Source organism: Gorillibacterium massiliense (assembly GCF_000455485.1).
GTDB classification, from domain to species: domain Bacteria; phylum Bacillota; class Bacilli; order Paenibacillales; family NBRC-103111; genus Gorillibacterium; species Gorillibacterium massiliense.
This window is the reverse complement of the sequence record NZ_CBQR020000128.1, coordinates 1-13,997: the sequence shown is the minus strand read 5'-3', so window position 1 is coordinate 13,997 and position 13,997 is coordinate 1. Positions and strand designations below refer to the sequence as shown.

Below are 13,997 nucleotides of genomic sequence, written 5' to 3'. Positions count from 1 at the left end.
GATGGGTGTCCCTTATCCATCTTCATGGCTATAGGACACATTCAATTATTTTGAAAATGCCTCTTGATAAAAAATGTTTTTTAACACCGCACAAGTAGATGAGTGGTTGTGATGAATAAATCTTCATTTTTTGCAAAACGGGTCCAGTTTAATACTGGATCCGTTTTTTTGTTTCCTTGCGGAACAACGAAAGGGTAGCGCAACAGGATTGCGGTGTGGAACAGTGCGATATTCGGTGCACAATGGCTGCCGTTGATTTACGCTGAATGCGAGAGTGAAAACGATAGTCAAGGAGCGATTACTTTATGAGCAAGACCACTGATCAAACCTACGATTATATAATAATAGGTTCCGGATTATCGGGATTGGTTGCGGGTGCATTGGCTAGCCAAAACGGGAAAAAAGTGATCATTTTGGAAAAGCATTTTTTGTATGGCGGGTTTGCCACTTCATTTTTCAGGGGGAAATGGGAATTCGACGTATCGCTTCATTGTCTGAGCGGACTGAATGAAGGCGGAGCAACGGACTCCATCCTAAAAGATTTGGGTCTTCGAACGAAACTTGAGTTTTTTGAGGCAAAGACCTTGTACCGGGCTGTTTTCCCCGGCTTCAGTTTCAGCGTAAAGTCTGATTGTGGCGATTATTTGCAAAGCCTATGCGATATTTTTCCAGATGATCGGGAAGGGCTATGCGAATTTTTCGAAATGGTAAAGCAAATACGTGAAGACAGCAAGGATACTCACAGAGCGAAAACGATGCTATTCCGTTACAGAGAAGTCACATTGCAGGATGCGTTTGATCAATTGCGTCTCCCCCAAAAGTGCCAAGCCTTATTGGCTGCCTATTGCAATATATACATGGGTCTGGATCCCGACGAAGCATTATTGATTAATTTCGCATTCGTTTGGACGGATTACCATCTTTATGGCGGGTATTATCCGGCTGGGAAATCGAAATCGATTTCGGATGCCTTGAGAGCGATGATTGTAGAAAACGGAGGGCAAGTAGAAACGAATTCGGAAGTCCGAACGATTCTTGTCGATCATCAACGGGCGTACGGCGTGCAAACGAAAAAAGGGCATATTTTTTATGCTCGACATGTGATCTCCGGCATTTGTCCTAAGAACGCTTTGGAGATGGTGCAGAATGCTGAGTCGTTGCCTATGCGTTTTAGAAATAAAGTCGAAAATATAAAGCCGAGCGTTTCGGCATTACAAGCTTATTTGATCCTTAACGTGAATTTTGCGCTTGAATACGGGGAAGAGTGCCACGAAATTTTTCTATATGAGGATGAAGAAACCAATCTTACAAAATCCAGAATGGCTAAGGGAGAATATGATAAGCTGCCCCTATGTATCACGGCGTATGAAAACATAGTTCCTGGCTATAACCGAGACGACCAGATAACGACGCTGACCGTTATGCAGCTTTGCCATTTTGAGGATTGGGATGATTTATCCGAGTCCGAGTATCGTGCCAAAAAGGAAACGATTTTGAATCTCTATTTGGACCGTTTGGAAAAGCGATATCCGGGCATACGATCAAAAGTTGCTTTTTGTGAATTGGCCACGCCTAAAACGGTTCAACGCTATACGGGACATGCGAAAGGGGCTATCTATGGAGCAGCGCAAATGAAAGAACAGTCGCTGCATTTAAGCCTGTCTCAATCCACTCCTGTCGACGGTTTATTTTTCACCGGTGCATGGACGCGGTCGGGATCTGGATATGGCGGGGCCATGCTTAGCGGTTATAGTTTGATGAAGCAGCTGTTGTCTGCGGAATCTATGATTTGAAAGATGTAGTCTCAACAATTATTACGCCATATAACAATTGGGTCAGGCAAATGCCTGGCCTGTTTTTATGAGTACTTTTATCTTGATAAATGAAAAGGATAGAAAAGCGGCCATCATAAATGGGTTGACTAACGATGAAATCCAAGATACACTGAAGCAGTAATTTTAGTAAATTAGTAAATTAGTAAAACCAATTTGATCAAAAATACTACAAGAATAGGATGCTAAACATGTTTACCAATCGTTATGTTCGAACTGTTATTTTGTCCAGGGTGCTGCTGCAGCTGGGAATATGGATCCGGAATTATGCCGTACTTCTTTATGTTACGGATTTGACGAATAATAATCCGGTTTATGTCTCCTTGATTTCAGTTGCGGAAATCGCTCCAATCTTTCTATTTGGCCTTATTGGCGGAACCTTTGCCGACCGTTGGCGCCCAAAGCGCACAATGGTCTGGAGCGATGTGCTGTCTGGTTTGTCCGTCGGGGCTGTGCTGCTTGCCGTCATGAATGGCGGATGGATCGCACTGCTCATAGGATCGTTTGTTTCCGCCAGCCTTTCTCAATTTTCACAGCCCTCAGCTATGAAGCTGTACAAGCGGCACGTGCCGGTTGAACAATTGCAAAGCGTAATGGCGATGTCCCAAACCCTTGTCGCTGTTTTTACCGTTTTGGGCCCAGTCGTTGGTACATTTGTTTTTATTCAGTTTGGGATTAAAGTTTCACTCATCATGACGGCAGTTCTGTTCCTGGGGTCTTCGTTCATTTTATCAACGCTTCCCCGTGATACGGAGGAACCGAAGGCGAATAATACTGGCGGCTTCATCAAGGAGTTGACAGCCGGGCTGCGCTATATCTGGGCAAATCAATCCTTAAGAACGCTCAGCTTATCTTTCGCTGCTATCGGATTGGCATCGGGAGTGACTCAGCCGCTTCAAATCTTCATCGTTATCGAGAAATTGGGGCAGAACAAACAATTTCTGCAGTGGTTGGTTATGGCCAGTGGTGCAGCCATGTTGGTAGGCGGAATTGCCGTAATGGGGATAGCCAAAAAGCTGAAACCGCAATTGTTGCTCCTATTAGGCTTGCTGGTTACTGCCTTCTGTACGGTAGGAATAGGCGCGTCAACGAAGATTGGTCTGACCATTATTCTTTTGGTGATCAGCGGTTTGTTTTATCCTTGTATTCAAAGTGGAATCCAGACGCTCATTGTGCGAAATACCGAGGGGGCTTTTATCGGTCGGGTATCGGGAGCGATCATGCCTGTTTTTATGGGGATGATGGTGCTGGGCATGTTCGTTTCCGGATATTTGAAGGATACGTTTTCGCTCTTGGCGGTATATGAGCTAAGTGGCGGTTTGATTATTGCAGGCGCGCTTTTGCTGTTTCCTCTTTTCATTCAAAATGGAAGGAAAGTGGAGAGAAGCCAAGGATTATAGAGATGTGATGAATAAAGGCTTTTGAAAAAGACGGAATCGGTGCGTGAAGACATCGGTTCCGTCTTTTTGATGTTTTACCAGGAGGAACGAAACGGGCAGCGCAACTTGATTGCGGTGCGGAACAGCGCGGAAATCGGTCTCATTCCGCAACATCCGTTGGAAATCCCACTGCGTGCCACGCAAATGGTTTGTGGCGAAGGGCAGGAAGGTATTCGGTGCATAATTTTTCCAAAAGAATTACCTTGAATATAGAGGCAGAAAGAGCTGATCCAAGCGTATTTGGGAAAGGAGGTGTTGAGAAATTGGAAGGGCAGAAGATTCTGGTAACCGGAGGATCCCGAGGGATTGGCAGAGCAACTGTCGCAAATCTCGCGGAGCAAGGCGCTACTGTTGCATTTACCTATAAGAGCAACGCTGAAGCGGCGGAAGAGTTACTCGCGGAGCTGGGGGAGAAAGCTTCAAGGGTTTTTGCGATTCAAGCGGATTCCAAAGATTTCACCCAAGCCTGCCAAACCGTAGAGAAGGCGAGAGAGTTGCTGGGAGGGTTAGATGGGCTCGTCATAAATGCCGGCATGAACCGAGACAAGATGCTGTTCACGATGTCGGAACAAGACTGGGACGAGATCATGGAAACGAATCTGAAAGGGACGTTCAATTACGCCAGAGCTGTGATCTATGGGTTCATCAAGCAACAAGCCGGACGAATCGTTTGCATAAGCTCGGTCAGCGGTTTGATCGGCGTGCCGGGACAGGTCAACTACTCGGCAACGAAAGCCGGGCAGATCGGCTTCGTACGTACGTTAGCCAAGGAAGTGGCGAGGTTCGGCATCACGGTGAATGCAGTAGCCCCGGGCTTCATCGCTACGGAAATGTGGGACCGGATTCCGGAAAAGGAACGAACCCGATTCCTTCAAGAGATTCCGGTTCATCGCCCGGGGTCTCCGCAAGAGGTAGCGGATGCGATTTCGTTTTTGTTGTCGCCCAAAGCGGCTTATATCACGGGAAGCACTTTAGTCATTGACGGCGGACTTAGCGCCTAAGCATGGAGAGTCCAAAATAATAAAAATTTCCGGGAGGATATGAAAATGACGAACGAAAAATGGAAATTGACATTGCGCACGATTGTAGAAGAAGTGGCTGAAATGGACGACATTCCGGAAGATGCGGACTTCAATGATGATTTGGGTATCGACTCCATGCTGGCGATTGAAATTTTGGCACGAATCGAGAAAAAGATGAAAATCTCCGTACCGGAAAGCGGTTTGATCGAGATGCATTCCTTGAACGACGCTTACCGTATCGTGGGGAATATTCTTCAAGCTGCCGTTACTTCGGAAGGCTAGGTGAATGTTGATGAAACGGCGGATTGCTATCACGGGTCTTGGTGTTCTATCTCCCGTCGGGTCCCGGATCGATGTGTTCTGGGACGCTCTTTGCCAGGGGAAAGTAGGAACTGGCCCGATAGAATCGTTCGATACTTCCATTTTCGAGGTGCACAACGGCGGTGAAGTCAAGGATATCGACCCGGCCGACTTTTTCAGCGTGCTGAATCCGGAGCAGTACGGCAGGACGACGCAGCTTGCGGTAGCCGCGGCTAAGATGGCGGCAGCGGATGCGGGATGGGAAGATCTGGCGTATCCCGCCGAACGCATCGGCGTGTGCTTCGGCACGACCATGGGCAATGCTTCTGTCATCGAGGATGACCATAACTTCTGGCTGCGTGAGCAGCGGGGAGCGCCGGCAGAGTTGATCCGCCATTACCCGGAATCATGCATCCCGGCAGCAGTTTCGGAAGAGTTGGGAATAGAAGGCCCTTCCCTTATGGTTCCGACAGCATGCGCCGCAGGCAATTATGCCATAAGTTGGGGGAGCGACCTGCTGCAGGAGGGAATTTTGGACGCCGTTCTGGTCGGTGGGACGGATGCGCTGTCCCGCGCTTGCTATACGACGTTTTTCCGTTTGGGCGCGATTTCGCCGGACGTGTGCAAGCCCTTCGATCAGGACCGCCAAGGAACGATGGTCAGCGAAGGAGCGGCATGTCTCGTCCTTGAGGATTATGAGAAGGCCGCTGCACGGGGAGCTACTATTTACGCCGAGTTTTTAGGCTATGGCTTGTCATGCGATGCCTACCATCCGACGGCCCCGCACTTTGAGGGAGAAGGCGCGGTACTGGCTATCGAACGCGCTCTGGATAGCGCAAATCTACCTCGTGAGGATGTCAGTTACGTCAGCGCTCACGGCACGGGAACAAAAGCCAACGATTTGACGGAATCCATTGCGCTGCGCAGAGTCTTCGGAGAGAACGCCGACCGTATTCCGGTCAGTTCGATCAAATCGATGCTAGGGCATTCGATGGGGGCGGCCAGCGCGATCGAAGCCGTCGCCAGCTCCTTGGCCGTACATCATAACCGCATTCCGCCTACGGTCAACATCGGCACTTTGGATTCGGATTGCGTAAGGGACGTGGTTCCCGATCAAGCTAGGGAACTGCCGGTGCGGGTCGTGCTGAGCAATTCGTTTGCTTTCGGAGGAAACGTGTCCGTCATTTTATTGGGGAGAAGTGAATCATGAGACATGACGACGATTCGATTGTAATCACAGGCATGGGCACTATTTCAGCAGCGGGGATGGGAGCCGAGCAATTGCTTCAACTGCTGGAGTCGGGACGATTCAGCCGGGTTGGCTTGCATGAAAGAATGGACCTCGGCGGCATGCAGGTATGGGGCTCGCCCGTGGAATCGTACCAGCCGCAGGAACTCCTCGGCAAGCGCGGCTTGCAGTTTTTACGTCCGAGTACCAAGTATTTGATGGGCGCGGCATTACTAGCCCTCCGTGACGCGGGGCTGGCGGAGGAGATGCCTCATCCGGAACGCCTCGGAATAGTAGTAGGCAGCAATTTCGCGGGGATGGAGATGGTCGCCGAGTACGATCGCATCGCGATCACGGAAGGACCGCGCAATGTAAGCCCGGCGGAAGCGCCGAATACCCTCGCGAATTCTCCGGCTTCCCATTTGGCGATTCGGATTCAATCGAAGGCGGCGAATTCCACCATTGCGACAGGCCAATGCGCAGGCTTGGACGCACTGGGCTATGCGGCGAACCTGCTGAAGCAGCACAGAGCCGACTGCATTGTAGTCGGAGGGGTGGAAGAACTGAATCCACGTATTTTGTGGCTACAGGAGCACTCAGGTGTGCTCCCCGCCGAATGCTGGGAAGCGGGAGGAAAACCCTTCGATGGCCAAAGTACCGGCTGGATTCCCGGCGAAGGGGGAGCCGTCGTCGTATTGGAGAGACGTTCCGATGCGCTGAAACGAGGGGCAACCCTCCGCGCGGAGTTGATCGGCTGGGGCAGTTCCTTCGCTCCGGCGGCTGACGGCTCGCCGCAGGCCAAAGGGTTGATCCGGGCGATCAGGCAATCGCTGCAGATTAGCGGCCTTGATACTCCGGATATCCAGGGGATTTTCTCAGGAGCGAACGGCTATATACCGCAGGATGCCGCGGAAGCAGAAGCTTTTGCAGCTTTACTCGGAAAAGCGGATGTGCCGGCTACGGCAGTCAAGGGGACGCTGGGCGAAATGTATGGCGCCAGCGGGATTTTCCAATGCATCGCTGCTTTAGGTGCTATGGAACGCAACACGCTGCCGCCCACAATAGGCGTAGAGGATCAACACGGCGCGGTGCATTTGTCTGCCAAACCGCAAGAATGGTCGCTATCGCATGGAGCAGCCGCGCTTCTGACCGCTCAAGATTTATGCGGTTCCGCCAGCGCAGTGCTGATCGGCCGCGCCTAATCAGGGAAAAAGGAGTTTTTCCATTGACCTTATCTTATTCGTTCGATGCTATACGCAATCTGCTGCCTCAAAAGTATCCATTCATTTTCGTGGACCGCATCGCAGAGTTTGAAGCCGGTCAGCGCATTCGCTGCATCAAAAACGTGAGCGGAAATGAGTGGATGTTCCCCGGTCATTTTCCCGATCAAGCGATATTTCCGGGTGTTTTGATCGTGGAGGGCATGGCGCAATGCGGGATTCTGCTTTTTCAATTGAGCGCCGATCCGGCAAATGCGATGGGACATACATTTTTGCTATCTTCCGTCAAAAGCCGCTTTCTGCAACCCGTGATTCCAGGGGATCAAGTGATCTATGACTGCACCGTCGTTAAGCTGGTTAGCAGTGGAGGCATCCTGGAATGCAAGGCATCAGTTGACGGCGTAACGGTGGCTAAAGCGGAGCTCAGCTTTGCGATTAAGCCGGATAACAAGGATGGGACGACAGTAAACGGCGGCGAGGAGGGAGTTAGTGAAAACGCAGTTGTTCAAAATAATGGCTCAAAAGGATGAACGGAGACAGCTCATCCTATTTCCTTTCGCAGGCGGCAATGCCAATTCTTACCGCGGCCTGGCGAAACGGATTCCCGCCGGGTGGCAGGTTATGGCTGTCGATCCGCCGGGACATGGCGCCAATGAGCTGCCGTTGATCGAGGATTTCGATGCTTTGATCGACCTGTATTTGGATGAAATGCTGCCGCTCTTGGCGCATGAGTTCGTCCTTTTCGGACACAGCATGGGCGGAATGACCGCTTTCCGCCTTGCCCAGCGGCTGGAGGAGCTCGGCCGGCGTCCGTCCGCGATTATCATCTCGGGCGTCAATCCTCCCCATTTGATGCGGAATAAGGTGGCGCATTTGGATGATCCGGAGTTTTTGGGCCATTTTCAGCAACTCGGGGGGATTCCTACTGAACTGCTGCAGTACAAAGAACTGTTGAGTCTGCTTCTTCCGATCCTTCGGGCCGATTGCCGGGCATTGGAAAGTTTTCGTTCGACGGACGGCCGATTACTGACATCGCCGATGACGGTATTTGCCGGAGATGGCGACCGCTTCTGTTCGATCGATCAAGTGAAGCAATGGGACCTTTACGCGACGATTCCGATTGTTTCCTACCAGTTTCATGGCGGCCATATGTTTATTTTGGAAGAAACAGAGCCTGTTGCTGAATGTTTGTCCCGCATCCTTCGGACGACAGTCGCCAATGAGTCCGTTATACCGGTACGTAAATAATTCAACGAAATTCCCAAGCTGGAGGGAAACAAATGAAAGAAGAAACGATCACTTTGCATAAGGCGAGCAAGCCGGCATCGGTGTTTAGCAGTCGTGTATTTTCACGTATGTTCCTTTCCTATTCCATCTCAAGCATCGGTGATTGGTTCGATGTCATGGCGATGATCGTCTTGTTCACTTATGTCTGGAACGCAAGTCCACTGATTGTCTCCTCGCTTTCGATCACCTACGCGATTCCGAGTATTTTGCTCAGCCAATACACGGGTGTGCTCGCCGACCGGTTGCCCAAGCAGAAAATCATGGTGATCAGCGACTGGGTGCGGGCATTGTTTACTCTGTTTCTGATTTTTGCGCCTAATGTGTATTGGGCTCTACCGATCGTGTTCTTACGCGCAACGGCAAGCGTCTTTAATACACCGGCCCAGCAAGCCCTCATCCGCCATGTCGTGCCGGAAGAGCAATTGCTGCAGGCGACGACGCTGAATACGGTGGTCAACCAGATGGCGAAGGTCATCGGTCCGCTCATCGGCTCCGCATTGCTTACGATCACAACACCCAAGGTATGTCTGGCTATCAATGCCGTCAGCTTTACGATATCCGCTTTGATCTTAATGACAATTCGCCGCGTAAATGACAAGCCGGAAGCGAAAGAGCAGGCCAACGTCCATAAAAACCTGTTCGGAGCCATCCATAAAGGGTGGAGTGTGTTGTTGGTCAAAAAAATGCTCTGGATCAGCACCATTTTCTACATGCTCTGTCTCTTCGTGCTACTGATTTCCGACTCGCAGATCGGAGTTCTGCTCCGGAAGGTCGAACCGCATCACTCCGAGCTGCTCGGCATCATCATGGCGTCCGTATCCATCGGGATTGTGCTTGTCGGAGGATTTTTCACGAAAGTCAAGCAATTGAACGGATTGTACGGTTGGTTTTTCGGAGGCGGCAGCATAGCTGGAGGCGTGTTCTTCTTTGGGCTGGGACTGGTCCAAGAAGGCACGAATAAATGGCTCTACGCAGCCGGCGCCATGCTTGGCGGCATGGGGATCGGCACGGTGATGATGGTCTTCAACTATTTGGTGCAAAAGGAAACGCCTAAAGAGATGATCGGCCGGGTTGCGGGTATCGTCGCATCGCTGTCAAGCCTCGTTTTCATACTTGGTCCCTTACTCGGAGGAGTTCTGGTCACCCGGTTCGGTGCCCAGTTTGCCTTTAGAGTATCGGGCATCTCCGTCCTGGCGATAGGATTTCTGGGTATTTTGCTGCAAAAGGTGATTTGGAAAAAAACGAACGAGCCTGCAAAAGTAAGTGCATGAAGCCATTCAATTGCTAAGAAGGGGGGCCGCATCGTGGAACAAAAGATGGTAGGAATTATCGGGGGAATGGGCCCTTACGCCTCCTCCGCATTCGTCAACACGGTGTACGAGCGAAATTTGATCTCATGCAAGGAACAGGAAGGTCCGCGTCTTGTCCTCTACTCCGATCCGAGTCTTCCGGACCGGACGTCCACCTTGCAATCCGGCGAATCCTCTGCACTTGTCGCCAAATTGGAGAGCATTTGCCGTCAACTGGAAAAAATCGACGTCGATTATTTGATTATGGCTTGCGTCACAGCTCATTCCTTCCTCGATGAGCTGCCGCCATCGCTTATGCCCCGGGTGATCAATTTGATCAGCATCATCCAATCGGAGGTACAACTTTCCTCCAAACGGTATTTGCTGCTGGCAACGGAAGGGAGCTACCGCAATAAATCGCTGACCGGGCCGAATATCATCCATCCGAGCGAGCATCATCAGCATGAGATTCATCAGATTGCTTATTCTCTGAAGACAGCAGGTGAGCAGCATCCGATGATCAACCATATGTTCTCCCGCATACAGGAACTCGTCCTGCTCTATAAAGCGGACGGCTGGATAAGCGGCTGCACGGAGTTCCATTTGCTGAGCCGCTATGCATACTCGCGGAAAGATAAGCGGAGATTCCACATCGTGGACCCGCTGATGGTGCTGGCGAACAATTGGAAACAATTAGAAAACTACACGAAAGGGGGCGGGGTGCTGCATGAGCGGGTCCAATTCTGCGGTGCATAACCGATTTTCGCGTATGGCAGCCGAAGTTCCTTCTCGCACGGCGATTTCCTTCGAAGGAAGCGAAATGACGTATGGGGAACTGGAAGAGCGTGCGAACCGCCTGGCGAACCTTTTGCTTGATCACGGGATTTCCGCAGGCGAGCCTGCCGTTATTTTCCTGGAAAAAGGTATCGAAGCCGTCATCGCGATGATGGCAACCTTCAAAGCCGGTGCCGCTTACGTGCCGCTGGATCCCAACGGGCCATGCGAACGAACGAAGATGATCCTTGCCGAGGTTGATCCTAATTGGATCATCACCGCCGCGAAGCACGGTGCTTTATTGGAACGGATTCTTCCGGTGGAACCCCCTCGAAATTTCGTCGTGATGGATGAAAAGGCTGAAACGATAGCCAGTTTCGCGGGAAAGCTTTTTACAAATGAAGCGATCAAAGCCTGTTCTTCGGCAAACCCGGATATCGCCATAGATGAGCGGGAAATGAATTATATCTTCTATACGTCGGGAACCACCAGCCAGCCGAAAGGCGTAATGGGCTGCCACAAAAGCTTGGCCCATTTTATCGACTGGGAAATCGGAGAATTCGGTGTCGGTCCGGAGGACCGCGTCAGCCAGCTGGCGGCCATGACGTTCGATGCCTCGCTGCGCGATATATGGGTACCGCTTTGCGCAGGCGCGACGGTTTGCTTACCGCATCCGGACACGGTACTCAACCGCTGCAAGCTGCTGAAATGGCTGGAGTCGGAGAGGGTCACCATCGTGCACTGTGTGCCAAGCCTTTTTCGGAATGTACTTAGCGCTCTGCAAAGTCTCGACTCAGCGGATCGCATGAAGGCACTTCCTCAACTACGTCTGGTGCTGATGGCAGGCGAAGCCCTTGGCGTCAAGCCGGTAGCCCAGTGGCAGAAAATTTTCGCGGACCGCATTTCGCTTATTAATTTGTATGGCCCGACAGAAACGACGATGGTGAAGCTTTTTTACCGTATTGGCGAACTGGCTAACGGCCAGCAGTCGATTCCGGTGGGAAAAGCCATGAAAGGCGCATCTGCGCTTATCCTGAATGAAAATCAAAAGCTTTGCGGCATCGGCGAAATGGGCGAAATCTATATCCGTACCCCCTACATGACGTTAGGTTATTATCAGAGACCGGAATGGACCGCTCAAGTATTTTTGCAAAACCCGCTCCATCAGGAATACGATGACCCGGTTTACCGGACAGGCGATTTGGGCTACTATCTCCCGGACGGAAATGTCGAGTTTGTCGGACGCAAGGATACTCAAATCAAAATCCGCGGGATGCGCGTGGAAACTGGCGAAATCGAGGGGGCGCTCTGCGAGCATCCATCTATTGAGGAAGCGGCCGTCGTCTATACACAAGATACTGAAGGGGAGTACCGTATATTCGCTTTTTATACAAGTAAAACCATTCTCGGCCATGAACGTGAAATGCGCCACTTTCTTAAGGATAGGCTGCCTGCCGCGATGATTCCTTCCCGCTTTATCCGATTGGAGCAGCTGCCGCTCAACACCAACGGCAAAGTGGACCGAGCGCAGCTTCAACAAAAAAGTCATGATCTGATTCATAAAAACGCGTCCGAGTACATAGAACCCGTAACGCCGACGCAGCAAAAAATCGCCGTGATTTGGCAGGACGTTTTGAAGCTGGATCGTGCGGGGATCGAAGATCATTTCTTTGCGGTGGGTGGGCACTCCCTAATCGCCATGCAGGTTGTTGTGCGTTTGAGAGAATCCCTTGGAGTCGATTTGAAGCTGAAGGATATCTTCGACTACACGACCATTTCTGAATTGGCGGCGTATGTTGACGAACTGGCGGTTCAATCCGTCTCGGCGCGCCAAGAAACCATACCCGTGCTCCCTCCGCAAAACTCGTATGCACTCTCGCGCGGCCAGGAAAGGATCTGGTTTTTCGAAAAATTGACGCCGGGCTCCATCGTTTACAGCATTCCGAACACCTTTGATCTTACCGGTGAATTGGATGTCCGCATTTTCCGAGAAGCGTTGGAGCGGGTGATCGACCGCCATGAGACGCTGAGAACTACTTTTACGGAAATGGACGGATTGCCGCGTCAGTTCGTTCACGAACATGGAGACTGCCAATTTGCCTTTATCGACGCCACTCAGGTTGAAGCCGGCCAGCGGGAAGCTTATTGCCTGGAGCTTATGGAAAAAGACGCCCAAACGCCATTTGATCTGACGACGGGGCCGCTGTTGCGGGTCATGCTGTTCAAGCTGGAATCGAATCGGTACAAAATGTACCTGAACATTCATCATATTATTTCCGACGGTTGGAGCGGCGGCGTATTCGCGCGAGAGTTGGGGGCTTATTATTCCGCGCTTGCAAGCGGAACGCGCGCAGACATTGCGCCGATGGCGATCCAATTCCGCGATTACGCGGCTTGGCAGAACGAGCGCATTCGGCTGGGACAGCTGAAAAGTCAACAATCGTATTGGCTGGACAAGCTTTCCGAGCCTGCTCCCGAGCTCATTCTTCCTTATGACCTGCCAAAAACAGACGAAACGGATTTTGCGGGAAGTGCCGTTTACCGCATGCTGTCTAAGCAGACTTTGGATGAGCTTCACCGTTTGGCTCAGGAAGAGAACGTCAGCTTATATATGGTTTTGCTAGCTGCGCACTATTTGCTTATGCAGCGGTTGACGGGAGAAGACGACATCTTGATCGGCACCGGTCATGCCAACCGGAATCCGCAAGTGACGGAGTCCTTGATCGGTTTTCTGGTGAACACCCTCGTTCTGCGCATTCACCCTGCCAAGACTGAAACTCTCAGGGACGTGCTGCAAGCCGTGAAACAGCAATGCCTGGAAGCCTTCGAGCATCAGTCGTATCCCATCGATGAACTGCTTCACCAGCTGCAATCCGATTCGCCGAATCGCAGATCGTCGTTGTTTTCAACGCTGTTTATTTTGCAAAACGCCCCGATGGATATGAACTTTCCGGGCATTCAGGTTCGGTGGGAGGACAGCAAGCGTAGGACGAGCGAATTTGATTTTTCCATTCATGGCGTTGAGTATGAGGACGGTTTAAGTCTCATTTTCGAGTATAAAACGGCTTTGTTCAACCCGGAAAAGATCACCGAATTTGCCGATCAGTATGAACGGATTCTGGAGGCGATGGTAGAGGCGCCGGAAACGCCGCTGGCGGAGCTGATCTTACTTGGAGCGGAGGAGCGGGCGCTGTATGAAGCGCTGAACGCTACCGCCATGCCTTACCGGGATGAGTTGACGCTGGCCGAAGCGTTTTATGAAACAGCCGAACGTTTTTCCGGCGGGATGGCTGTGGTAACAGAAGAAAGGCGGTTGACCTATGCCGAGTTGAACGAAGCGTCGAACCGGGTCGCCCACATGCTGTTAGCTCATGGGATGAAGCCGGGGGACTTTGCTACGATCCTCATGGAGCGCAGTATCGAGACGGTCATCTCCCTACTGGGCGTGCTGAAAGCGGGCGGGGTGTATGTACCCGTCGATCCGGAGTATCCGGAGGAGCGGATTCGCTACATGTTAGCGGACAGCGGATCGCGGTATGTGCTGACCAAAAAGGCGTACTCTGAACGTGTCAGCGGATTACTGGACGGAGAGGAAGGCGAAAGGGC

General features: G+C 51.4%; 12 protein-coding genes. All 12 read left to right on the top strand.

What is annotated here, in order from left to right; genetic code table 11:
• Positions 1-305: 305 nt before the first annotated feature.
• The gene (locus TJ79_RS16830) at positions 306-1,793 is read left to right on the top strand and encodes a phytoene desaturase family protein (protein WP_040951511.1); all 1,488 of its coding nucleotides are present in this window, start codon (positions 306-308) and stop codon (positions 1,791-1,793) included.
• Between the two features lie 230 nt (positions 1,794-2,023).
• Positions 2,024-3,232 carry an MFS transporter gene (locus tag TJ79_RS16825; RefSeq protein WP_040951510.1) on the top strand — a complete coding sequence of 403 codons (1,209 nt, stop codon included), beginning with the start codon at positions 2,024-2,026 and terminating at the stop codon, positions 3,230-3,232.
• A 21-nt stretch (positions 3,233-3,253) separates the two neighbouring features.
• On the top strand, positions 3,254-3,478 hold the full coding sequence (locus TJ79_RS16820) for a hypothetical protein (protein WP_040951509.1): 225 nt from the start codon (positions 3,254-3,256) through the stop codon (positions 3,476-3,478).
• A 56-nt stretch (positions 3,479-3,534) separates the two neighbouring features.
• Positions 3,535-4,272 (top strand): 3-oxoacyl-ACP reductase FabG, encoded by a 738-nt coding sequence (gene fabG / locus TJ79_RS16815; protein ID WP_040951508.1) that lies wholly within the window; start codon positions 3,535-3,537, stop codon positions 4,270-4,272.
• 45 nt (positions 4,273-4,317) lie between these two features.
• On the top strand, positions 4,318-4,575 hold the full coding sequence (locus TJ79_RS16810; RefSeq protein ID WP_052339684.1) for an acyl carrier protein: 258 nt from the start codon (positions 4,318-4,320) through the stop codon (positions 4,573-4,575).
• 10 nt (positions 4,576-4,585) lie between these two features.
• A complete protein-coding gene (locus TJ79_RS16805; protein WP_238323044.1) occupies positions 4,586-5,803 on the top strand; it encodes a beta-ketoacyl-[acyl-carrier-protein] synthase family protein in 1,218 nt (405 codons plus the stop codon).
• Positions 5,800-7,023: a beta-ketoacyl-[acyl-carrier-protein] synthase family protein gene (locus tag TJ79_RS16800; RefSeq protein ID WP_040951505.1), complete on the top strand. Its 1,224-nt coding sequence runs from the start codon at positions 5,800-5,802 to the stop codon at positions 7,021-7,023. The genes TJ79_RS16805 and TJ79_RS16800 overlap by 4 nt, the downstream gene beginning before the upstream one ends.
• Positions 6,936-7,571 (top strand): 3-hydroxyacyl-ACP dehydratase FabZ, encoded by a 636-nt coding sequence (gene fabZ, locus TJ79_RS16795; protein ID WP_420319396.1) that lies wholly within the window; start codon positions 6,936-6,938, stop codon positions 7,569-7,571. Before TJ79_RS16800 ends, fabZ begins: the two co-directional genes overlap by 88 nt.
• Complete coding sequence (locus TJ79_RS16790) at positions 7,531-8,289, top strand: thioesterase II family protein (RefSeq protein ID WP_155987928.1); 759 nt, start codon at positions 7,531-7,533, stop codon at positions 8,287-8,289. The genes fabZ and TJ79_RS16790 overlap by 41 nt, the downstream gene beginning before the upstream one ends.
• Before the next feature lie 32 nt (positions 8,290-8,321).
• Positions 8,322-9,599 (top strand): MFS transporter, encoded by a 1,278-nt coding sequence (locus TJ79_RS16785; protein ID WP_052339683.1) that lies wholly within the window; start codon positions 8,322-8,324, stop codon positions 9,597-9,599.
• A gap of 33 nt (positions 9,600-9,632) precedes the next feature.
• Entirely contained in the window at positions 9,633-10,373 is a 741-nt protein-coding gene (locus TJ79_RS16780) for an aspartate/glutamate racemase family protein (protein ID WP_040951503.1), read from the top strand.
• Positions 10,345-13,997, top strand: a 3,653-nt coding sequence (locus tag TJ79_RS16775) for a non-ribosomal peptide synthetase (RefSeq protein ID WP_040951502.1), incomplete at its 3' end; no start/stop codon positions are given. The genes TJ79_RS16780 and TJ79_RS16775, both read left to right, overlap by 29 nt.

Excerpts from the sequence above, each read along its gene's own strand:
- fabZ (WP_420319396.1), top strand. The coding sequence starts at position 6,936 with ATGGTCGCTATCGCATGGAGCAGCCGCGCTTCTGACCGCTCAAGATTT.
- TJ79_RS16830 (WP_040951511.1), top strand. The coding sequence starts at position 306 with ATGAGCAAGACCACTGATCAAACCTACGATTATATAATAATAGGTTCC.
- TJ79_RS16810 (WP_052339684.1), top strand. The coding sequence starts at position 4,318 with ATGACGAACGAAAAATGGAAATTGACATTGCGCACGATTGTAGAAGAA.
- TJ79_RS16800 (WP_040951505.1), top strand. The coding sequence starts at position 5,800 with ATGAGACATGACGACGATTCGATTGTAATCACAGGCATGGGCACTATT.
- TJ79_RS16805 (WP_238323044.1), top strand. The coding sequence starts at position 4,586 with ATGAAACGGCGGATTGCTATCACGGGTCTTGGTGTTCTATCTCCCGTC.
- TJ79_RS16825 (WP_040951510.1), top strand. The coding sequence starts at position 2,024 with ATGTTTACCAATCGTTATGTTCGAACTGTTATTTTGTCCAGGGTGCTG.
- TJ79_RS16785 (WP_052339683.1), top strand. The coding sequence starts at position 8,322 with ATGAAAGAAGAAACGATCACTTTGCATAAGGCGAGCAAGCCGGCATCG.